This is a genomic window from Roseobacter sp., assembly GCF_045106495.1.
Lineage (GTDB): Bacteria > Pseudomonadota > Alphaproteobacteria > Rhodobacterales > Rhodobacteraceae > Roseobacter.
In genome coordinates this window covers 33,795-55,608 of record NZ_JBGCEQ010000019.1, presented here as the reverse complement: position 1 = coordinate 55,608, position 21,814 = coordinate 33,795, and the positions used below count along the sequence as shown (strand labels likewise).

Below are 21,814 nucleotides of genomic sequence, written 5' to 3'. Positions count from 1 at the left end.
CCGGGGTCGTATGACCAACTATAGTAGGTTTGCAACGGCCGTCGCGCTCAGGGGGTCCGCGATTTGCTGTTCGTTCCTGATCACCATACTGCTCGCGCGCGCATTGAACACCGCAGAGTACGGGTCCTACATCTTTGCTTTGTCCGTTCTCACCATTCTGGCGATCCCCATACAATCCGGGCTGCCAGAATTGATTGTGCGGGAAGCATCGGCTGCAGACGGCGCTAGCGACCACCGGCGGGTCAAAGGTCTTCTCATTCGGGCATTCCAATTCTCTTTGGTTTTACCTATCCTTATGATGACCATTTGGCTGCTGATTGTTTTTGCTTTTCCACAAGCCTTCGACGTTTTCCCGGAAACCAGTTTGATCAGCCTTGCAATTTTTGCTTTGCCTGCGCTTGCGCTGCTTGCAGTTATCGGGGCGGCACTGCGCGCCTTTCAGGTATACTTTGCCGGTCAAGTTCTAGGCCTTCTTCTGTCCCGCTTGCTCAACCTTGTTCTTCTGGTCGCGGTTGTGTCCCTGCCCTTCTTTGGAACGCTAACGGCCACCTCTGCCATAAGTGTCTACATTTTAGCAGCGGCGGGGACTTTGATTGTGGCGACATATGTTCTCTACAAACAAAAAGGTCGAAACTGGTTTGCCTTGAAGGCACGTTTTGAGACCCGCAAATGGGCAAAAGGGATCCTGCCGCTTTCCCTGATTGCGGGCCTGCAGATCATTGTCAGTAAAACTGATATCGTCATGTTGCGTGGTTTGCTGGGCCCTTCTGATGTTGCGATCTATCATGTCGCCAGCCAATTCGGAAACCTGGTGCTCATCGCCAAATCTGGTGTTCTGATGGTGGCTGGTCCGCGCATGGCGCGGCTCTATGCGGACGCCAACATGCCACGCATGCAAGTTGAACTGTCACAAGCTGCCCGCTTCGTATTTCTATCTGGATTGCCGATTGCTGTCGTGCTGATCCTGTTCGGTCGTCCACTGCTGAACTTTGCTTTCGGGCCGGAATTTTCAGATGCCTATACAACCATGGTCATTATCGCGGTGGGCTACCTCGCGCTTTCCCTTTTTGGCACGATCGATACTTTGCTGAAAATGACAAATCGGGAAAATGTCGTGTTGAAATCCATTGCCATTGCCATTGTGTTAAACATTGCATTGAACGCAATCTTGATACCGTCCTACGGGAACGCAGGAGCGGCTGTGGCCAGTGCGGTGTCAATGTTGGCATGGCGCTGCGTCGTTGTTTGGCAAGCCTACCGAAGCCTGGGTCTTGTATCTTTTGCCATAAGCCCCAAGCCATGACGGCCCCCTTGTTCCTTATGGGTTTGCCAAAAAGCGGCACCACACTTTTGCAACGGGTTCTCGCGAGCCATCCTAAGATCAGTTCCGCGTCGGAACCATGGTTGTTACTGCCCGCATTGCACGCCTTGAAAGGATCGGGGAGCGCCAGTGAATACGGCTCACGTAGCTGTTTTCAGGCGCTCAACCGCACCATTGACGCCCTGCCGAACAATCGATCCGACTATTACAAAGCCGTCGCCACCATGGCTCAATCCATCTATGATGATCTTTCTGAAACCGGAGCCGAGTACTTTCTGGACAAAACACCGCGCTATCATCTGATTGCCGATGCGCTCGTCGATACCTTCCCACAATCAAAATTCATTTTCATCTGGCGCAATCCGCTCAGCGTCATGGCTTCCACGATACTGCACAACAATGACAAGGCGCGCGGATTGCGGTTCGCTGAATTTGACCTCACCAGTGGTTATCAGAACCTGAGCCTGGCGCATAAGCGGCTCGGCAACCGCGCGCTTTGCCTCAACTATGAGGCTTTTGTCGCCGCGCCTGATCAAGAGCTTGCGAAAATTATGCGCTTTCTTGGGCTGAACCCGGACGCAGCGCAAACCGCCAATTTTTCCAAAGTGTTTTACCCGGGAGGCGACAAAAATGGCATCGATCGCACCGGTATAGACACATCATCTCTCGACCGTTGGAAGACGGTTCTGAACGCGCCTGCGCGACGCAGGTTGGCGCAACGGATTTTGGCAAAAATTGACTCCGAAACGCTCTCCCATTGTGGATACCGAAAAGCCGATCTTTCAGTCGAGTTGCGCGCCTTAAAAACGCGCCGATCTCCGGCTCTTTACGGCGAATTCGTTGAGTTGGCCATGGCAGAACTCTATGTTCGCTTGCAAGGACAAGCTGTACGATCCGGTGATCCATCGGCTTTGCTATACTAATGAAATGCGAAACTGTCCGGACGCGTTAAAGATAGAGTGGAAACACCTAACTTAGCACCCAAGAAGGTAGACGATTAATCAACTATGTTTGTCTTATATCCACGCAAATGGAACAAATTCTAACACATATGAGATCATCGTATAAAAATATCCCCAACCTTGATGGATTCAATCACACGAGTGTTTCAAGAAATTCCGGATACCGCGTGACCTCAGTCTTGCTGTTTCTCGTACTGGCCTCTTTGCCGCTTTCCAGCTTTTTCATACCTCTTGGACCGGCTGAACTGAACCCATCAGAGATATTGCTCACCCTGCTTTTTGTCACCATCATCGCTCGCTCGGTTCTGATCGCGGGCCCGATCCGGGTGCCGCGTAAATTGCGTTCACTGGCGTCTTGTGCGGCCGCTCTGGCCCTCGCCGCTATGGTTTCAGGCATCATGTCCGGAAACCTGACCACCGCAATCCGTCTTGGGGCCAGTGTCCTGTTTGCTCTGCTTACCGCGATAGCTTGTTACAGGTTCGGGCCAGCCTTATGGACGAAGCCGGTTTTGATCGGTGTTGCGCTTGCGATCAGTATAGCCTTTGGGCACTTGGTCGGCTGGGTTCCACTTATGGAATTTGAGCGTGTGTCCGGCGGGGTCGCCACGTCCGGCATCCTCCAAACGGGCTATACCGGTTTGGTACATGCGCGCGGCGAATACGGCATCCTGTTGCTGCTTGGAATGGCCAGCGCCATGATCGGATTGCGCGGGAAATGGCGGTGGCTGTTCGTGTTGGCCGTGTTGTTTGCTGGTTTGATCACAGTTTCCCGCAGTACGTGGATCGCTCTGGCAACCACGTCTCTTGTGATGGCCGTTTTGATTTGGTTACCCGGCAAAACACTCTCTGGCAGGTTAAAAGCCCTAGCGCTCTACTTAACGGCCATCGCGGTGTTTGTCGCACCTGCTGCCTATTTTGGCCTTTTTACCTGGCTTCAAGAAAGGTTCACCTTACTGGTTGGCCTGCGCGCATCTTCCTTCGACAATCGGATTGAACAGTTTTCTTACTTTTTTACGCATTCAGACGGCTACTTTTGGTTCGGCGGCGGCAACACGCAATTTCTCCAGACCTTTGGATATGCCATTCACAACACGCAAATGAGCGTTTTTCTGGCCTTTGGGATTTTACCCGCCTTATTTTATTGTGTGTTGTTTCTGGGGGCCATCTGGCAAACGCTGAAAATGGCGGCACGGTCTCGCGACACCCGCGCGCAACGGCAAGCCAGCGTTTTATTGGCAGTGATGTGCGGGTGTTTCATTGAGGCGAGCCTCTACCCCAAATCCAGTTCCATGATCATGTGGGCTCTGATTGGCATCGCATGGGGCCACACAGCATATCTCCGCCGAGGAACGCGCCAGCCTTACATGGCATCCGTGGTGGCACATGAGCAAATTCCAAGTTTACCGCAGAGGTCGTTCTCATGAAGGTATTTGCTGTCATCCCAGTACACAATCGTAAAAATACAACCTTGAAAATGCTGTCCTCGCTCGCTCAGATTTCGCGGCCGCAAGGCGTGGATCTATCCGTATGCGTGATCGATGATGGATCAACAGACGGTACATTCGAAGCGATAAAGAAAGCGCACCCGGAAATCGAGGTGCACCGCTCCGATGGCAATTTGTTCTGGAGTGGCGCAGTTCGGCTCGGCATCGACCATTTTCTTCAAACAGATGCTACGCATCTTTGGCTGCTCAACGATGATCTGACACTCGACCCGCACTGCCTGTCACATATGGTAAAAGCAGCGACTCAACATAGCAGCTGGGTGGTTTCCGCTACCGTGTTGGATCGGGACGACAAGCTTCTTTACGGTGGAATCTTCAAACTGCCGTTCTTCAGGTTCAGAAAAGCAACAGATGACGACTTTGAGAACGGTGTCTGCCATGCTGATACGGTCAACGGGAACTGTTTACTGATCAGCCGTGAAGCGCTTTTGCAGTTTCGCCTGCCAGCGCAAGGTCTTTACCGCCAGGAAGCCTTGGACATGTACATCGGGCTTGAAGCAACGCGTCTGGGTAAGCGGCCAATGATATTGCGAAATGCCACATGTAATGGCGAAGCAAACACTACTAAATTCTGGTTCTACGCAGCGACATCGCCAGTGGGCAATCGGTTGCGGGCATTAATGGGTCCAAAAGGATTACCCCCTAAGATGTACTGGGACTTCTGCAGGAAATTTGCCGGACCGCTCGCGCCATTCTACTTCGTTCGACCCTACGCACGTGTGCTTCTGACGCCAAAATCAAAACCGCGCGCCGTATCTTGAAAGCCCATCATGAAGTTTGCCGGATGTATGATAAAACCCTTTGAAACCTGGCCTGATCGTACGCAGACGAGAAACGAAGGTGGAGTGAGCGCCCCTTGCTGATGCAAAATTCACTGATTGATCCACAAACCATGAAGAAAACGGGTTTGAAAATTTCCCATGTGGTCAGTGGCATCGCGATGGAAGCTGCTGGGCCCTCTTACACTGTCCCTGCCATGGCATTGAGCCAGGGGCAAGCGGGCCATGACGTGACATTGCACTCGCTCGGCGCACCCGTCGCGCCCACCGACGCACCATGGCATGACCTGCGGTACGAGAGGGACAAGACAGCAATTCCCGCCTTGCAAAAGCTCGGCAAGTCTCGCGCTCTTCGGGCCGCACTTGAAGCGGGTGACAGTGATGTTCTGCACGCGCACGGCTTGTGGCAAATGCCCCTTATCTACGCTGCGCAAGCGGCTCAGCGCTCTGGTAAACCCTTGACTGTAGCTCCCCGTGGCATGCTTTCCCCCACGGCCATGCAGGTATCTCGCGGGCGAAAGAAACTCTTCGCTTTGGCCTGCCAAAACAAAGCGCTTGATCGTGTGTCGATGTTCCATGCAACCGCGATTTCAGAATATGAAGAGATTAGAAACCACGGCCTGGGCCAACCAGTCACCATCATTCCAAATGGCATTGATGTCCGCCCTGCCCGCACGCTGGATCGCAACCGACAAACCCGAACTGTGCTGTCTCTCGGGCGTCTGCATCCCCATAAGGGTCTGAACCTGCTGATCCGTGCTTGGGCGCAGATAGAAAAGGCCCACCCTGAGTGGCAACTTCAAGTGATTGGCCCGGATCAAGTCGGACATAAAGCAGAGCTGCAGAAACTGGCCTACGCATTAAATCTGAAAAGGGTCAAAGTATCAGAACCAGTCTTCGGATCACAGAAATGGGACACCTATGCGCAGGCCGATCTCTTCGTCTTGCCAAGCCGCAGCGAAAACTTTGCCGTTTCAGTTACAGAAGCGCTGGCCGCCTCGGTGCCTGTCATCAGCAGCAAAGGCGCTCCCTGGGCTGGGCTACAAACCCATGGCTGCGGTTGGTGGATCGATCTAGAGGTCTCCGAACTGGCAGCAGCCCTCAACAACGCCATGTATCTCGATGATGCAGCGCGAGAGAACATGGGCGCGCGCGGGCGTGCCTGGATGATGCGTGATTTTTCATGGCCCGCGATCGCAGGCGACATGATTGCATCCTATCGCTGGCTGCTGGAAGGCGGTCCTCCCCCGCCACAGGTCAGGCTGGACTAAAATGGCGCATCAAAACGTCAACACCTTGAAAACCCGCCGCGAGACACGCGCGAACACGCCATGAAAGTTGGGCTTTTCACATATCATTTCAGCGACAACTACGGCGCCTTGTATCAGGCCTATGCTTTGCGCAAGTGGTTCCAAGACCAGAATGTGACGGCGGATTTCATCAACTATCACCCGACTTATGTCGAAGAAGGTGGCCCCTTGGACCGACCATGGAACCCAGCCTTGTGGCGCAAAAACGCGACGATCCTCTATATGAAACAGTCCCATTTGGCGCGGCGATGGTTCGGCGATCACAGTCAAAAGGCGTCTTTTGATGCATTTCGACGTGATCAACTGGGGGTCAACGGTGCGCGGAGGCTGTCCGCCACCGAACTCCAAAAGGATGTCGCGGACTGTAAGCTTTTGGTCTGTGGTTCCGATCAGATTTGGAACCCTTCGATCCAGCGGGGACTTGACCCTGTTTACTTCCTGAGTATCGCCGGTACCGACCACGCCCGGAAAGTCGCCTATGCGCCCAGTTTCGGGCGCGCCTCAATCGAAGCAAAATACCATTCGCAACTCGCCCACATGTTGGGGGAGCTGGATGCAATCGCGGTTCGCGAAGACAGTGGGCTAGACATCATCCAAACCGCATGCGGGGGTGCAAATGGCGCCTTGGTGGTCCCGGACCCCACAATATTGCTTGGGCAGTTTGATGCATTACTTGCCGACACATTGACCCGCGATGACAGCACTTTCTGCTATGCGCTACGCACAGACGAGACTATTCGCGATGTCGCGGAAACAGTGCAATCTGAACTCGGCGGCCCGTTGATCTCCTCTCGTAACAGCCGGCAACGTTGGCGCGACATCGGCGAAGGCGCCGCTCCTGGGCCGGTTGAATGGTTGCAAATGTTAGCGCGGTCCAAAATGGTGATCAGCAATTCGTTTCATGGAATTGCTCTGAGTATCGTTCTGAACCGTCCTTTCATCGCCGTGGCCTTGCCCGGCAAGCGGGGAAGCCTGAACACAAGGGCGCAAAATCTGCTGAAGCTTTCCGGTCTCGAAGACAGAATGGTGCTCAGTAGCGACGCAGGTCAAGTCAGGCGGCTTGCTGCGACCCCGATAGACTGGGAACCCGTCAATACGCGCCTTGCTGCGGTCAGACAAACGGGTGCCGAGTTCCTGCAAAAGCAACTCGCCGCATGTAGTCTTGAAGCGGGTAAGCCCCCAGCAAGTCGGAGAACTTGCGCGTGAGCAATGGTTTGCGTGCGGTATTGGACAACGATCTGTGTGTCGGGTGCGGCGCGTGCGCCTTTGCAGTTGGCAGCGAAATGAAACTTGATGATTACGGTTTCTATAAGCCTCATTTTGACGAGGGTGTTGACGCGCTCGACAGCGAAGTCGAAAAAATCTGCCCGTTTCTGGCGCCTGAGCTAAACGAAGATGTGTTAGCGGACCGTTTTCTTCAACAAACACCGCACAGAGACGAACATCTGGGCAAACACATCGATGTCTTTGCCGCTCACGTTGAAGAGCAGGGCTTTCGAGAGTCTGGCAGTTCGGGTGGTATGGGATCGTGGATCGCGGTTGAACTACTGCGCCTGGGACTGGTGGATGGGGTCATTCATGCCGGTCCCGTTGCACGAGATCATGCCGAAGACCCATTCTTCAGGTACCAAATCAGCCGCACCGTTGATGAGGTGCGCAGTGCTGCCCATTCACACTACCATGTGGTGGAAATCTCGCAGGTTTTGGCGCAGGTAAAGCAGGTTCCTGGCAAATATCTGTTTGTCGGTGTCCCCTGCATGGTCAAAGCCATAAGGCGTGCGCAACTCGCCGACAAGGTGGTCGCCGAGCGTATTGTCTTTGCCATGGCCCTTGTGTGCGGACACCTCAAAAGCACGCATTGGGCTACCTCGCTGGGATGGGCAACAGGCATTGAACCGAAGGATATTGGCGCAATTACCTTTCGGGTCAAATCTCAAAACGTCCCGGCTAAGGCATACTTCTTTGGCATAGAAAACAAGCAAACGGGTGTCACTTCCGTACATGATTCCGCCCCGATTACCGGCGGCAAATTCAATCTCGGAGCCATGATGCCGGAGGCTTGCAATTACTGTGACGATGTCGTCGGAGAAACCGCAGACCTCACAATTGGCGATGCTTGGTTGCCTCGATATGCCTTTGATTGGCAAGGCAAAAATATGGTGGTGTCACGCAACGAAACTCTAAGTACAATAATTGATAACGCATCGGCGGAGGGCCGCATCAAGATCGACCCAATGACCGCAAAAGAAGCACGACAGGCGCAAGCAGGCGGGTTTAGGCAACGACGCGAAGGGCTGGCCTATCGCTTGCATCTGGCCGAGTCCCTTGGACTGTGGGTCCCAGTAAAACGCAACTTGCCAGACATAAGCCAACCCAACGCCTTGCGCGCGCGGATATACAAGTTACGAATGGATGCCTCCCAAAAATCGCGTCACTCTTTCCGTAACGCTTTGGATAAAAAAGACTTTTATATATATGATCGCGATATGAAAAGCACATTCAAACACCTGCGCCGCCTGGAGCTTTGTGTCGCTTTTTTCCGTGTTCTGACCATCAGGCTGCAAGCTTTGATGTCCGGCGTTCGGTCATGAATGACCAACCAAAACGCCTGTATGTTGACCACTTCGGAACACGTCACAAGGCCGCGCGCGCGATCTGGGTGTTGGCGCGGGTTACACTTTTCCGGACAACTCCGGGGCCACTTTTCAAAGGGTGGCGACGCTTTTTATTGCGCTGCTTTGGGGCCACCATCGGCCGCGGGTGCAGGGTCGATGCCAGTTGCCGCATCTGGTCACCCAAGAACCTTAAGATGGGTGATTTTTCCTGCCTTGCAGATGGCGTGGATTGTTACAACGTGGCGCCCATCACCATTGGCGATTACGCGACCGTCAGTCAGCGCAGTTTTCTTTGTTCTGCCAGCCACGAAACGCATACCCTCAAGCGCGGACTTATCTTTGCCCCCATCGCGATTGGAAAACAGGCCTGGGTTTGCGCCGAGGCGTATGTCGGGCCGGGTATTTGCATTGGCGACGGGGCAATCCTCGGAGCGCGCGCGGTCGCGACCCGCGACTTGGACAAGTGGAGTATCTATGCTGGCAATCCAGCCCGGCGGCTGTCTGCCCGAGAAATCGATCAATGATATGACAAGCGCCGGGGGAAACCGCCGTTGGGCAAAGACAAGTTGATCGCATGATGTTGACGGCCATCATTCTGACCAAAAACGAAGAACGCCATATTGCGCGCGCGCTGCGCTCGCTGACGGGCATAGCCGACCGCTGCATTATCGTGGATTGTGGATCGACGGACCAGACCGTAACGCTGGCAAAAACCGCTGGCGCTACGGTGCTTGAAAACCCTTGGGTCAACTATGCAACCCAGTTCAACTGGGCCTTGGATCAGCTGCCTGCCGACACGCAATGGGTGTTGCGACTGGATGCAGATGAGGTGGTCACACCGCGGCTGGCTTCGGAAATCAAAGCGTTTTTGACGGGGCCTCCGGTAGATAAAACAGGCGTTTATGTCTCTCGGCGTATGAAATTCCTGGGCCGCCCCATTCGGTGGGGGGGTGTTTTCCCCGTCCGTGTCTTGCGGATTTTCAGATATGGCCATGGTCGGTGCGAAAACAGATGGATGGATGAGCACCTCCTTGTTGAAGGTGAAACGATGGGGTTCGCCGGGGAAATCGTTGATGACAATCTCAATTCGCTGACGTGGTGGACCGATAAACACAATTCCTATGCGGCGCGTGAAGTCGTTGATTTGCTAAACCTTGAATACGGCTTCATGACCCATGAAACGATCGCCGATTTTGGCGGCGGTCAACAGGCCGGTCTCAAGCGTTGGCTTAAGGAAAAACTCTATGTGCGTCTTCCCGGCGGCCTGCGGGCCTTTGTCTATTTTTTCTATCGCTACTTCATCCGGTTGGGCTTTTTGGATGGCAAGGAAGGTACCGCTTTTCACGTTCTTCAGGGGTTTTGGTACAGATATCTCGTGGATCTCAAGCTTTTCGAAGTGAAAGCCTACATGAAAAAACATGATGCAGATGTTACCACCGCGATCCGAAATGTTCTGGGCATTAACCTCATGGATAATCGGTCTCAGTAAATTGATGTTGAGATGAAAATATCCATTATCACAGCCGTTTACAACCGTGCGGCCACCGTGGCCGAGGCCTTGGCCTCTGTTCAAGGTCAGTCCTGGCAGAATATCGAACATGTAATACAGGACGGCGGATCTACCGATGGCACGCTGGAAATCATCCACTCTGTGCGAAACCCCAGGATCAACCTTGTCAGCATGCCGGACGATGGCATCTATGATGCAATCAACCGTGGCATAGAGCGCGCGACCGGTGATGTGATTGGCCTGATGCATTCCGATGATGTCTTTGCCAATGACACCGTGGTGCAGCAGGTGGCGGAGACCTTCGAAGATCCGCAAGTCGATTGCGTCTACGGCGACCTGCAATATGTCGCGGCCCATGATGTCGATCGGGTCATTCGGCACTGGACTTCCGGACCTTACAAACGTGATCTTTTAAGGCATGGCTGGATGCCACCCCATCCAACGTTTTACATCCGCAGCGCAATGCTGGAGCGGCTTGGCAACTATGATACGTCCTTTCAGATCGCAGCGGATTATGACGCAATGCTGCGTTGGCTCTGGACGGGACATCTGCGGGCCGCCTATATCCCGCAGGTGATGGTCAAGATGCGCGTCGGCGGAGAAAGCAATCGGTCGCTGTCGCGCATCCTTCGAAAAAGTACGGAAGATTACCGAGCCTTACGCAACAACGGCGTCGGCGGTGTGCACGCCTTGATGCGCAAGAACATTCGTAAAATCAGTCAATTCAGGTTATGAAAAGCGAGTATTCGAATGAGTAAGACGGCACTTATCACCGGGATCACCGGCCAAGACGGTTCATACCTTGCGGAACTCCTGTTGGAAAAAGGCTACGATGTCCACGGCATCAAACGTCGTGCGTCCTCGTTCAATACCCAACGGATAGATCACATTTATCAAGACCCGCATGAAAGTAATCCGCAGCTGAAACTGCATTATGGCGACCTGACGGACAGCTCCAACATGACGCGCATTCTGGAACAGGTGCGACCCGATGAAGTGTATAACCTCGGGGCTCAATCGCATGTAGCGGTGAGTTTTGAAGCGCCAGAATACACGGCCGACGTGGATGCAACCGGCACCTTGCGTCTGCTAGAGGCCATCCGGTTTTTGGGTATGGAGCGCAGCACGCGGTTTTATCAGGCTTCCACCTCCGAGCTTTACGGGCTGGTGCAAGAGGTCCCGCAGACCGAGACCACGCCCTTCCATCCGCGCAGCCCCTATGCGGTGGCCAAGATGTATGCCTATTGGATCACGGTCAACTACCGCGAGGCTTACGGGATGTATGCCTGCAATGGCATTTTGTTCAATCACGAAAGTCCACGCCGCGGCGAGACCTTTGTTACCCGAAAAATCACACGTGGGCTGACCCATATTGCACAAGGATTGGAAGACTGTCTCTACATGGGTAACATCGACGCGTTGCGCGACTGGGGGCACGCCAAAGACTACGTGCGTATGCAGTGGATGATGCTGCAACAAGACACAGCAGAGGACTTCGTGATCGCGACCGGCAAACAGTATTCGGTGCGCGACTTCATCACATGGGCCGCTCAGGACCTTGGGATCACCTTGCGTTTCGAAGGGACCGGACTGGAAGAAAAAGGCATTGTCGATGCCATCGCCGGAGTCAAATCACCTGGTGTTAAAAAAGGCGATGTCATCGTCCGCATTGACGCAAGGTACTTTCGGCCCGCAGAGGTCGAAACTCTGCTGGGTGACCCGTCCAAAGCCAAAAACCTGCTGGGTTGGGAGCCTGAGATCACAGCGCGTGAGATGTGTGCGGAAATGGTGGACGAAGACCTCAAGTCCGCAAAAAGGGTTGCGCTGCTAAAAGAACACGGTCTCGATCTGCCCGTTTCTTTGGAAAGCTGAGGATCATATCATGAGCACTTACGTTGCAGGACATCGGGGCATGGTGGGCAGCGCCATCCTGCGAAAACTGCAGGTACAGGGTGTTGAGACACTGACGCGCACCCATGCAGAACTCGATCTCACCCAGCAGGCCGCCGTGCGGAGTTTCATGCAAATTGAAAAACCCGACACTGTTATCCTGGCTGCGGCCAAGGTTGGTGGTATCCACGCCAATAACACATACCCTGCCGAATTTATCTACGAAAACATCATGATAGAATCGAATGTCATCCATCAGGCCTTCGAGGCTGGCGTTCAGAACCTGCTGTTTTTAGGGTCATCCTGCATTTATCCAAAGTTGGCCGACCAACCGATGCGGGAGGATGCACTGCTGACGGGACCTCTGGAATCTACGAATGAGCCCTATGCGATCGCTAAGATTGCAGGGATCAAGCTTTGTGAAAGCTACAATCGTCAGTATGGGGTTGATTACCGCTCGGTGATGCCAACCAACCTGTACGGGCCCGGGGATAATTTTCATCCGGAAAACAGCCACGTTCTGCCTGCATTGATCCGCCGATTTCACCAAGCGACTCAATCAGGCGCAAATACTGTATCTGTCTGGGGTTCCGGCACACCGCGGCGGGAGTTCCTTCATGTAGACGATATGGCAGATGCAACTTTGTTCGTCATGGAGCTCGACAAAGCAACCTACGACCGAGAAACAGATCCAATGATGAGCCATATCAATGTGGGCTCCGGCACCGACGTATCGATCCATGACTTGGCTGAAACAATTGCGCGCACCACCGGTTTCCAGGGCGACATTGTATTTGACGCGACCAAGCCGGACGGGACCCCGCGCAAACTGATGGATGTAAGCCGCCTTTCGCGCATGGGGTGGCAGGCGACAATTGATCTTGAGGATGGCATCCAAGAAACTTATGCTTGGTTTCTGGATCAAAGCGAGCGCGCGCTCCGGCAATCATAATAACGACTTCAGTGAAATAATTGATCTTATAGCATCGCCGCCAAGTCAGAAAACGCCCCAAAACCAAAACCCGGTTTTGGGGCGTTTTCTTTTTTAAATCGGGCAGTTCAACAATTAGTTTGACGTACCGATCGTTGCATCCCTGACATATTCCGCTGGCGTTGGTGTGAAGTTCGTCAAGACCCCAAACACTGCCGAGATTTCCTCGTTCACACTGTCGGATATATAGATCAGGTCATTTCTTCCCATTTTGAATTCTTTAGCAGCGAACAAGGCTTGCGGCTTCGATAGATCGATATTGAATATCGCCGGCACTGGGCCGGACCCAAAAACAGTGACATCAATACCCAGATCTGCTGCGGCGGCAGACGATATCTCACGGTATACAAATACGCCCTTTTTGTCGGCGCGACGGTTGAGAAGCCCGCCCGCACGGCTGAGTGCTTCCGCGAGACTGATAACGGGCTGGTCGTATGTAATTGTATTGTTCACACCACCGGCGCCTAAAACGGTCAAACGGCGGTTTGGAGGCTCAACCGAAATGACATCTCCCGCACGCATATGAATGTTCAGACTTGGGTTTTCGTACACCCGATTCAATGTGGCTCGGCCTGTAACACCTTGGCGGCTCAACGAAATTTCCAAATCTTCGGAACGACCATCAGGGCCGCCCGCTTCAGCCAACACTTCAACCAAGAACATGTTGTTCTGGTTAAGCGAAAATGTGCCCGGGTTGACAACAGCACCCAAGATGGAGACCCGCGCGCTTCGACGTTCGGAAATGCGCACGATCACCGAAGGATCAACAAGAACCTCTCCGAGACGGCTTTCTAGCAATTGTTCAAAGTCTTGCGCAGTTTGGCCTTGGGCACTGACGCGACCAAGCGGCGGCACACTGATCATGCCATCCGACCCGACCTCTTGAGAAGGCAATGTAGTTGTGGAAATCGGCGACAAGGTCGAATTTGTCAGATCGATGAAGCCACTTTCGCTGGTCGATACAATCGAGACTTCCAAAATATCGCTGGGGCCAATCACTACGGGAGCAGATCCGGTGTCCGGGATGAAACTTGCGGATTGCGAGCGATCAAGCCAGTCAGATGACGCCTTTGCAGAACGCGAACTAATCGCAACCACGGCAAAGGGTATATCCTGTTCGCTCTCAGCAATAACGGCTTGCTCGTCGGTAAAAATACTTTCTGTGCGGGGGCCACTTCCAGCGCACCCAAACAAGAGGGCCGTGGCCATTAGTCCGGCTATATATCGCATTGAAACCACTCGCTCGAATATTTTTGACCACATGAACACATCATCAGGGTTCAAGGCAATTACGACAGATTTGCTTTATCCCGCTTGTGGGATGCGTGCCACAGATCGAAGGCAACCTGACGCGTGAGAATCAGGTAGTGCACCTCAAACTGCAGAGGATGATGCGTATTTTTTGCACAGCGTGGTTAACATTTTCTTGCCATGGTTGAAGGGAAAATACCCTGTGGTTGTTTTTACCCATACATAACAGAATTATGAGCAAAAATAATAAGTTATCGTTTTTCCGCGACACGCTCCATGCTAACTTTGAAAAGTTATTGATGAACGGTAATCGAGTGTTTTCTTAGTTGGATGGTTCCTTTGCAATGCGACGATATTTTAACATCGACCACTACACAGAGTTTTGCTCCGGCAGCCCTGTTCTGTGCCCAAGCACCTATCAAATTGAGGATTTGCTGACAAAGGACGTCCCCAATTGGTCTTTCAAATACCGTGCCTTCAGATTCGTTCTGGACTTGGTGTGCGCTGTTTCAGCGCTACCGCTGATCGCATTAATGGCGATGGTCTTGTGGGTGGTGAACCCGTTTCTGAACCCAGGACCCGTATTTTTCAGGCAATTCCGCGTTGGTCAGTTTGGACAGCCTTTCCGCATGTGGAAATTCCGTACGATGATGCCCTCAGAAATTGAAAGCCGCGACCCAAACGTGGCGCTTGAAGAAGAACGGATTACGATTTTGGGGGGTATGCTGCGGAGATCCCGTCTGGATGAGATCCCCAACCTCATAAATGTCCTGCGCGGTGAAATGAGCGTGGTTGGGCCACGGCCTGACGCGGCAAGCCATGTTGAATACTACTCTGGTAAAATTCACGGGTATTCTGAGCGCCATCGCGTCAAACCGGGAATAACCGGCTTGGCTCAGGTCGAACAAGGATATGTAGAAGACGAGACTGCGACGAAAGTAAAAACCAAATACGACAATCTCTACGTGGAACGCAGTTGTGGACGCATGGATTTATACATCCTCTACCGCACAATTGGTGTTGTCACGAGCGGGATCGGGGCAAAGTAACGCCACGATCAATAGAACGACTACGGAATTGAATTTGAACCAATCTTTGAGCTATAACTTTGAAGCCAAGGCCAACGGAGTTGAACGATGAATAGAGTAAGAACGAGCTTAATGGCAGCAGCTTTGTTGACGATGGCATCTGTGCCTGCGTCAGCCATGGCAAATGAAGAATTGGTGGCGTCTCTGAATATGCGCATTGATGAAATTTCAGTACAGATTTCTGACCTTCAAACACTCATCGACGCCGGTGGTCCCGCGCGCCAACTGGCGGTCTTTAGAAGTCAGCAGCAGTCTTTGAACGTCCGTCGTGGACAACTCGTGGCGTTACTTCGCGTCATTCCAAGCGTCCCCGTGGAAAACGAGCAGCTTCAGGAAGACATCGTCACCTTTCAGGATGAAGACGTCAGTCCGACCTGATGCCAGCCAACTCTTTTAGGTAAGGTGCCGCGTCGGTATAAAATTCAAATGTTTCATGATCGAAGCGGCGCAGCGTGGAAAAATCACGCTTTACGGCTTGGATATCCTGTTCCGACAAACGAATGTTCGCCAGTTCAGGTGTGGTGACTATGCTGACGAGATTGACCCGGGTGGCAGCCAATACTCTGTTGTAAGGTGCCAATTCCCACGAGTTCCTGAGTGATGTCAAAGCAATCTCATCGGCACCCAGACGGGCATGCCCCCAGGCAAGCGATGCCCAGGCGTGAGCGTTGCCTGGGTCAGAGTCGATAGATTCCTCCAAAGCATCTACTGCAGCCCGCGCGCGCTTCTCAGCCATCTCAATTGTGGCAATCTCATCGCCGGCTTCAGTTTCCGAAGAAACCAGCGCATCTGCTGCCAGAAAACCATAGCCCCGTTGAAACGCATAAGTCGCCTTGTCGTACATTGCGGAATTTGTCGCGACCCGCCAATCGCCGAAAATGGTTGGTTTGCGCAAATCGGCGTCAAACGCCGGCACATTGGAGAGTGTCAAAAAAATAGACGCCCCTGACAGGATCAGGAGCGCCCCGTAAAAAACCCGCATCCGGTCAGGACTTTTTGTTTCTTCTGCGCAATGCAACAACTGCAAAAGCGCCAGTTAACAGCAATGGCAAGGAACCGGGTACTGGCACAGGAGTGGGTAGATCGTCCAGTGGTTCAATGCTGCTGATTTCCAGGTTAATGCCGACCGCAGCACCAAACTCATCAAAGCGCATGAATTCACCGCCGAACGAGAACAGGTCAGGCGCGATGCCGATGATGTTGGGATCAGCCAGCGATGCGCTTGCGTCCGAGGTGGCCAGAAAGAACCCTGCCTCTTCAAGCTCAGTTCCCGTTGCTTCATCCGCGATTGCAAAAGCGAAAAGAAATTCCGGTTGGCTCCAAGTCTGCGACACGCCTCCAAGCGTGAGGCTAAGGTCAAAAGACGTTGGGTTTAAATTCAACCCATCAAAAAAAACGAACGAGAAGAAGACATCGTCGGTATCGTAGGACAAGCTCAATGTGCCGGCCGGGTTGTCCGGGTCTACAAAATTAGTTTCTTGCAGACCTGTAGACGCATTGAAGTTCGACGTCACGAAGGCGTCAAGAGTGAACGAAACCGGAGCAGCAATCGCCGCGCCTGCCATTGTAATCGCAGTCGCCGTGACCGCTAGAAAACGTTTAACCATCATATCAATAACCCAACTTTTTTCCGACTGCGCTCAATTGCGCTTAAACAAAACTATCGTTGAAAATACACGGAAATTTCTGGTCGATCCAGTAAAAATTGGGTTTATCGGGGCATTTCAACTTACGGTAAGCAAGCCCTCCGGTACACAACTCCAATTAGAGAAATAATAGCCTCTAACTGCCGTAATAGTCCTTATATTGGCCTTTGTAGTAACTGTAGCCTTCGTAAGAATAACGACTCGCTTTGTCTTCGTTGATCATTGTCATCACAACGCCGGCAATAGGGGCATCAATGGACTTCAACTCCTTCAACCCTTCCATCACCGCACCGCGCGGCGTGGAGTCCCACCGAACGGCGTAGACTACCGCATCCACCAGCTTTGAAATGATGCGTGCATCGGTCACGACCAACGTTGGTGGCGTATCGAGAATGACAAGGTCGTAAATCTTCGACAGCTCTTGGATGAGATCCTGAAACTTCTTGGAGGACAAAGCATCGGCGGCATTGATCTTGCTGGCACGCTGACTACTGCGCGTCATGAGAACATGCAGCCCTGTGTCAGGATCCTTGAAGATCGCCTCATTGACAGGGCTCGTACCTTCCAGAACAGAAATGAGCCCTGGCTTCCCGTCTGCGGCATTCAAAAGACGGGCAAGCACAGGCAAGCGTAAATCGCAGTCCACGATGATGGCCGATTTTCCCATCTGGCGGCTGGTCATTGCAACCAGCATCGACGATGTGGATTTTCCTTCGCGTGGGATCGACGACGTGAACATCACTACCTTTGGGGTCTTGTCGATGTTGGAAAACAGGATGCTTGTGCGCAGATTGCGGATGGATTCCGCCAATGAAGAAGACGGCTTTTCGCGCAGATGTTTGATGATGTCGCTGCGTTTTGTCCGGTTGCCGAGGGCCGGTAGAACGCCAAGGACATTCTCCCCGCTCAAGTCTTCCAATTGGTTTGGTGTGCGGAATGTGTTGTTCAGCCTGTCGAGCAGAAACACGATTCCGATCCCGACGATTCCGCCCAAGATCGTCGCAAGCATCAGAACGCGGGTCTTGGCCTGACCTTCTGGCAACAAAGGCTGTTCTGCCGGTGACAGCACGCGCGCATCCGCTTCCTGCAGGTCTTCCTGCTCAGATGTTTCCTGTAAACGCCCCAGAAAATTCTCATAAAGCACGCGACTGGCTTCTGCCTCACGATCCAATTGCCGCAATTGCACCTCATTGCGCGACTGCTGCAGCGCTTTTTGCTCAAGCCGGCGAACCTCACTCTCCAGTGATGTCTCTTGCGCCTGAGCGCCACGCAGATCAAGTTCAGCTGCCGAAACGATGCGACGTGCCTCATCACTGATGTTACGCTCTACCTCAGAAATCTGCTGCATCAGGCGTACAAGAGCGGGGTGACCTTCACGTACCGAGCTTTCCAGAACAACTTTCTGACCCAGCAGCTCATTTCGTTCTTCCCGATAGGTCTGTATCAAATTGGACGCGCGGAACTCGGATATCGCACCCAGGTCCCGGTTTTCTTCCACGGCGGATGTCAACCGATTATAAAGCGATGCAAGACGGGAAGCCTCCGCCCGAAAGCTTGCCAGAGACCCGTTGAGTGCTTCAAGCTGTTGACGGGTAACTGCCAGCGTTTGCCCAGTTTCATCAGACAACTCGACACGCGCCGCTTCAACCTTGTCTTCGGCCAACTGGACCCGTTCCTGCAATTCGTCAACGCGGGCGCTTAACCAGGAGGTCGCTGCACGCGTGGCCTCCAGCTTGGCCTCGAGCTGATCCACGATGTATTGCTCAGCGATGGTATTCACGACGCGGGCTGCCGTGCGCGGGTGATCCGATACAAAAGATATTTCAATCACGCGACTGCGGCCAACAGGGGTCAGTTCAATCCCTTCGAGCACGTTGTTGATGACTTGCAAGCGTTCTTGCCGTGCCAACTCCGATGCTTCCGGCGTGGGCGGCGGCGGCGCGATCAACCCGACGTTCATGGCGAAATCGGTCAACTCCGGCGGCATCGCCACACTCAAGCCAATGCGTTCCAGAATCGTCGGCTCATGGACACGCAAACTGGGATTGAACTCCGGATCCTCATCCAGCGCCAATTCCTCGATCACCCTTTCGATGAGCTTGGTCGATCGCAAAACTTCGATCTGATCTTCGAGTTTGCTGGCATCAAACTGCTGATCAACCAGAACTTCCTGAATATTCACCACATTGGTTTGCTGAATGTCGAACATCACTTTGGCAGAGGCGCGATAGGTCGGTTCCATCTGCGACACAACCAACACCCCAAGCACAATCGCGATCAGTGTGGTGATCATCACGATCCACTTGCCACGCCAGAGCGTGGTGAATAGCGTGCGCAGATCGATCCGATCATCGTCGTCACTTGCTGCAATGCCTGGTGCTTGCATCATGGTCACCGGATAGGACGCGGCTTGATCCGTTTTATTCAATTTCACAAACCGTCCTTTCAGACTTTGCGCTGCACTGGAGTATCACAGACGTTAAACAGGACACGAACTCTCACAAAACTGCCTTGAATGGCATACCATGCTGCTGGCTAATCTCATAATGAATCGACTGCGTTATAGGGTTGATTGTCTTATGTTTTCGCTAATTTTCAATCGTCGGATTCACTACCCGCAGGTCCTTGGGGCAGTTTTTCCCGACTTCGAGAACCTGCATTCTCGCTTTCAAAACTCAGACGCGCCGATGGGGTGTCTGTCCGCATCTTACGGTCCATCGCCTCACGGCCAAAACTCTGTGCAAACCCAAGAGCAAGGATCACGGAAAAAAGGCCCGCCGTCGCTGGCATCTGCAAACTGAAGTCAAAGACAGAATGAAAGGCCGCCGTGGCAACGCACCCCAGGGCAAAACAAGCGAAAACCCGGTTGCTTCGGCGTTCGACCGAACCCCGCCAGATGCGCCAGATCAGCAGCCCCTGCCCCAGAAAAAAAACCAACGCCGCGGGAATACCAAGACCGAATGCCACTTCCAGGTAGGTGCTATGCGCCCGCACCCATTCACCCACTGCGCCCTCGAGCGGAATATAGGGTCGGAAGGCCTCGTGAAACGCACCAAGACCGTGCCCCAAAAAAGGCCGATCCAGGATGCCTTCGATCATTCCGGGATAGACAACAAACCGCCCGCCGGATGCATCCGTCGCCAGAAGACGTTCCATCAAACCCGTCGCGCTGGTGGCACCAATGAAAATCAACACCGCACCGATCAGCCCCAACATGACCGGATCCCAACGGGTTTTGCCGCCGCGCCACGCCACGAGAAAAACCGCAAGGCCCGCAAGTGCCGCACCGCCCCCCGCCCGCGATTGGGTCAGCGACAATGCACCAAGGCAGAGCAAAACCCCCAGGCCAAATATCCAACCACCGCCGAAAAACGCCTCCAAGCGCGAACGAAGGCCTGTGTTGCTGTTTTCGGTCACAAAAAGATAGGCGGCAATATTGGCCAGCACCCCGAAGGCCGCGTAAGTGGCATAGCTGTTACGATTGACAAAACTGGCCTGCACCACGCCGCGCTGCGCCCAATCATCCAGAATGACATTGCTGCCAGTCAGAAAAGCGTAAAGGCCATAAGCCGCCAAGGCACTGGAAAACAGTGCGATGATCTTGAGCACAAGACCCGCGCGCGTTGAGCTGGTGCAGGTCCAGACCATCATCACGAAAATACAGGCATAGCACAAAAGCCGCATGACCGCATGACGCCCCTGCCCCGGATCCGCCGAAATCGCTGGCGCCACTTCCGGCACCAGATCCCAAACCGGATGCGCCAAACCAGTCAACACGCCCGGAGTGGACTGCACCCACCCCCAAAGCACGGCCGACACAAACAGAACCCCCGGCAAAAACGCCTCTCGCAGCGCCAAGGGCAGCGGATTTGCAAAGATCACAGCGACCTGAAGCGCAAAGGCAAAAAGGACAAAAAGGCTCAGAAAGGACCACGACACCGGCCGGTTCGCCCCGAGCGCAAGCGCAAACAGCAAGACAATCACCAACACGAACATCCCGATAACACCCTGAAGCCCGGTCAGCCGCTGCCGTCTCACGACAAAAGATCCAGCACATCCACTTGCAGAAATTGCGCGCCCTCATCCAGGCGGACCGCAGTCAAACGGCCGGAATAACAAGCCCCGGTATCCACGCAAATCCGTTCCGGGCGCACAACGGGCTCATATTCCGCAAAATGGCCATGAATCAACCGACGCCCGGGCATGCCGGACTTTTGACCTGACGGCCGACGACCCCACAACAAGGCCATATCAGGTTGTGCAGTCAGTACGAGTGTCGGATCAAGGCTGGCATGGGCGCAGATCACATCGCCCGAGACAATATAGCGTTTAAGCGATTTCAAAAACGGCAGATGGATGCTGGCTTTTTCCTGCAGTTTTTCGCGTATGTCGCACAGTTCCGTCTCATCCGGCTCCCGTGATACCGGATCCAACCCGTAACTCAGCACCGTTTGACGCCCACCCCAGCCCAGCCAAGCGGAACCTGCCACGGGATCTTCCAGAAAGGCCAGCATTGCGGCCTCATGGTTGCCCATCAGAAATTCACAGGCCTGCGCGGATTCGTCTTTGAGCGTGCTCAGCGTGTCAAGAACCTCTGCTGAATGATCGCCCCGATCCACATAGTCGCCCAAAAAGACAAACCGTGGGCGCCGTTCATCGCTTGCTGCTTCGGCGTCCTCGATGATTTTGTCCAACATGGCGACCAAAAGATCATTTCGCCCATGGATATCACCAACGACATAAAGACGCTCTGTCGGAGCCACGCCAACCGAAGCTTCCAACTGCTGCTTCGCAGTTGGTTTAAAAAACCACTGAAACACTTTTCCAACTACCACACTTGCTCCAACGACTTGGTATATCAATTAGCGGCGGTGACCTATCAAAACCATACAAATAAGTTAAAATTCCAAACTACACGAAAGACAGTCTTCTTTTACTGGGCGTTG

20 protein-coding genes are annotated in these 21,814 nt (G+C 53.4%); 14 read left to right on the top strand and 6 right to left on the bottom strand.

Translation table 11 applies throughout. The annotated features are described in order from the left end of the window. Positions 1–10: 10 nt before the first annotated feature. From AB8B75_RS13145 to AB8B75_RS13090, 12 genes are all read left to right on the top strand, one after another. The gene (locus AB8B75_RS13145; protein WP_405362875.1) at positions 11–1,303 is read left to right on the top strand and encodes an MATE family efflux transporter; all 1,293 of its coding nucleotides are present in this window, start codon (positions 11–13) and stop codon (positions 1,301–1,303) included. Continuing rightward, positions 1,300–2,244: a sulfotransferase family protein gene (locus AB8B75_RS13140; protein WP_405362874.1), complete on the top strand. Its 945-nt coding sequence runs from the start codon at positions 1,300–1,302 to the stop codon at positions 2,242–2,244. The genes AB8B75_RS13145 and AB8B75_RS13140 overlap by 4 nt, the downstream gene beginning before the upstream one ends. Positions 2,245–2,450: 206 nt before the next feature. Continuing rightward, positions 2,451–3,707, top strand: a complete 1,257-nt coding sequence (locus AB8B75_RS13135) for an O-antigen ligase family protein (RefSeq protein ID WP_405362873.1) — start codon at positions 2,451–2,453, stop codon at positions 3,705–3,707. Continuing rightward, positions 3,704–4,549, top strand: coding sequence for a glycosyltransferase family 2 protein (locus tag AB8B75_RS13130; RefSeq protein ID WP_405362871.1), 846 nt, complete (start codon positions 3,704–3,706; stop codon positions 4,547–4,549). Before AB8B75_RS13135 ends, AB8B75_RS13130 begins: the two co-directional genes overlap by 4 nt. A gap of 101 nt (positions 4,550–4,650) precedes the next feature. Further along, the gene (locus tag AB8B75_RS13125) at positions 4,651–5,838 is read left to right on the top strand and encodes a glycosyltransferase (protein WP_405362870.1); all 1,188 of its coding nucleotides are present in this window, start codon (positions 4,651–4,653) and stop codon (positions 5,836–5,838) included. Between the two features lie 60 nt (positions 5,839–5,898). Further along, the gene (locus AB8B75_RS13120) at positions 5,899–7,083 is read left to right on the top strand and encodes a polysaccharide pyruvyl transferase family protein (RefSeq protein ID WP_405362868.1); all 1,185 of its coding nucleotides are present in this window, start codon (positions 5,899–5,901) and stop codon (positions 7,081–7,083) included. Then, positions 7,080–8,468, top strand: coding sequence for a Coenzyme F420 hydrogenase/dehydrogenase, beta subunit C-terminal domain (locus AB8B75_RS13115; RefSeq protein ID WP_405362867.1), 1,389 nt, complete (start codon positions 7,080–7,082; stop codon positions 8,466–8,468). Before AB8B75_RS13120 ends, AB8B75_RS13115 begins: the two co-directional genes overlap by 4 nt. Then, entirely contained in the window at positions 8,465–9,016 is a 552-nt protein-coding gene (locus tag AB8B75_RS13110; RefSeq protein WP_405362865.1) for an acetyltransferase, read from the top strand. Before AB8B75_RS13115 ends, AB8B75_RS13110 begins: the two co-directional genes overlap by 4 nt. Positions 9,017–9,066: 50 nt before the next feature. Beyond that, complete coding sequence (locus AB8B75_RS13105) at positions 9,067–9,981, top strand: glycosyltransferase family 2 protein (RefSeq protein ID WP_405362863.1); 915 nt, start codon at positions 9,067–9,069, stop codon at positions 9,979–9,981. A 12-nt stretch (positions 9,982–9,993) separates the two neighbouring features. Continuing rightward, entirely contained in the window at positions 9,994–10,737 is a 744-nt protein-coding gene (locus tag AB8B75_RS13100; RefSeq protein ID WP_405362861.1) for a glycosyltransferase family 2 protein, read from the top strand. Positions 10,738–10,752: 15 nt separating this feature from the next. After that, positions 10,753–11,874 (top strand): GDP-mannose 4,6-dehydratase, encoded by a 1,122-nt coding sequence (gene gmd / locus AB8B75_RS13095; RefSeq protein WP_405362859.1) that lies wholly within the window; start codon positions 10,753–10,755, stop codon positions 11,872–11,874. Between the two features lie 10 nt (positions 11,875–11,884). Next, the gene (locus AB8B75_RS13090) at positions 11,885–12,844 is read left to right on the top strand and encodes a GDP-L-fucose synthase family protein (RefSeq protein WP_405362857.1); all 960 of its coding nucleotides are present in this window, start codon (positions 11,885–11,887) and stop codon (positions 12,842–12,844) included. A 114-nt stretch (positions 12,845–12,958) separates the two neighbouring features. Here AB8B75_RS13090 and AB8B75_RS13085 read toward each other — a convergent pair whose 3' ends face one another. Then, a complete protein-coding gene (locus AB8B75_RS13085; protein ID WP_405362855.1) occupies positions 12,959–14,113 on the bottom strand; it encodes a polysaccharide biosynthesis/export family protein in 1,155 nt (384 codons plus the stop codon). Between the two features lie 365 nt (positions 14,114–14,478). Here AB8B75_RS13085 and AB8B75_RS13080 point away from each other — a divergent pair, with 365 nt between their 5' ends. Together AB8B75_RS13080 and AB8B75_RS13075 are read left to right on the top strand one after the other, a co-directional pair. Then, on the top strand, positions 14,479–15,183 hold the full coding sequence (locus AB8B75_RS13080; RefSeq protein ID WP_405362854.1) for a sugar transferase: 705 nt from the start codon (positions 14,479–14,481) through the stop codon (positions 15,181–15,183). Positions 15,184–15,270: 87 nt separating this feature from the next. After that, positions 15,271–15,600, top strand: a complete 330-nt coding sequence (locus tag AB8B75_RS13075) for a hypothetical protein (protein WP_405362853.1) — start codon at positions 15,271–15,273, stop codon at positions 15,598–15,600. On the opposite strand, the gene AB8B75_RS13070 is transcribed toward AB8B75_RS13075, so the two are convergent. The 5 genes from AB8B75_RS13070 to AB8B75_RS13050 form a co-directional block, all read right to left on the bottom strand. Beyond that, positions 15,587–16,204 carry a hypothetical protein gene (locus AB8B75_RS13070; protein ID WP_405362851.1) on the bottom strand — a complete coding sequence of 206 codons (618 nt, stop codon included), beginning with the start codon at positions 16,202–16,204 and terminating at the stop codon, positions 15,587–15,589. The two genes, AB8B75_RS13075 and AB8B75_RS13070, sit on opposite strands and share 14 nt — an antisense overlap. A gap of 4 nt (positions 16,205–16,208) precedes the next feature. Beyond that, the gene (locus tag AB8B75_RS13065) at positions 16,209–16,832 is read right to left on the bottom strand and encodes a PEP-CTERM sorting domain-containing protein (protein WP_405362849.1); all 624 of its coding nucleotides are present in this window, start codon (positions 16,830–16,832) and stop codon (positions 16,209–16,211) included. A gap of 172 nt (positions 16,833–17,004) precedes the next feature. After that, the gene (locus tag AB8B75_RS13060) at positions 17,005–19,302 is read right to left on the bottom strand and encodes a GumC family protein (RefSeq protein WP_405362848.1); all 2,298 of its coding nucleotides are present in this window, start codon (positions 19,300–19,302) and stop codon (positions 17,005–17,007) included. 161 nt (positions 19,303–19,463) lie between these two features. Continuing rightward, positions 19,464–20,906 (bottom strand): O-antigen ligase family protein, encoded by a 1,443-nt coding sequence (locus AB8B75_RS13055; RefSeq protein ID WP_405362846.1) that lies wholly within the window; start codon positions 20,904–20,906, stop codon positions 19,464–19,466. Further along, positions 20,903–21,703 (bottom strand): metallophosphoesterase family protein, encoded by an 801-nt coding sequence (locus tag AB8B75_RS13050; RefSeq protein WP_405362844.1) that lies wholly within the window; start codon positions 21,701–21,703, stop codon positions 20,903–20,905. Before AB8B75_RS13050 ends, AB8B75_RS13055 begins: the two co-directional genes overlap by 4 nt. Between the last annotated feature and the right edge of the window lie 111 nt (positions 21,704–21,814).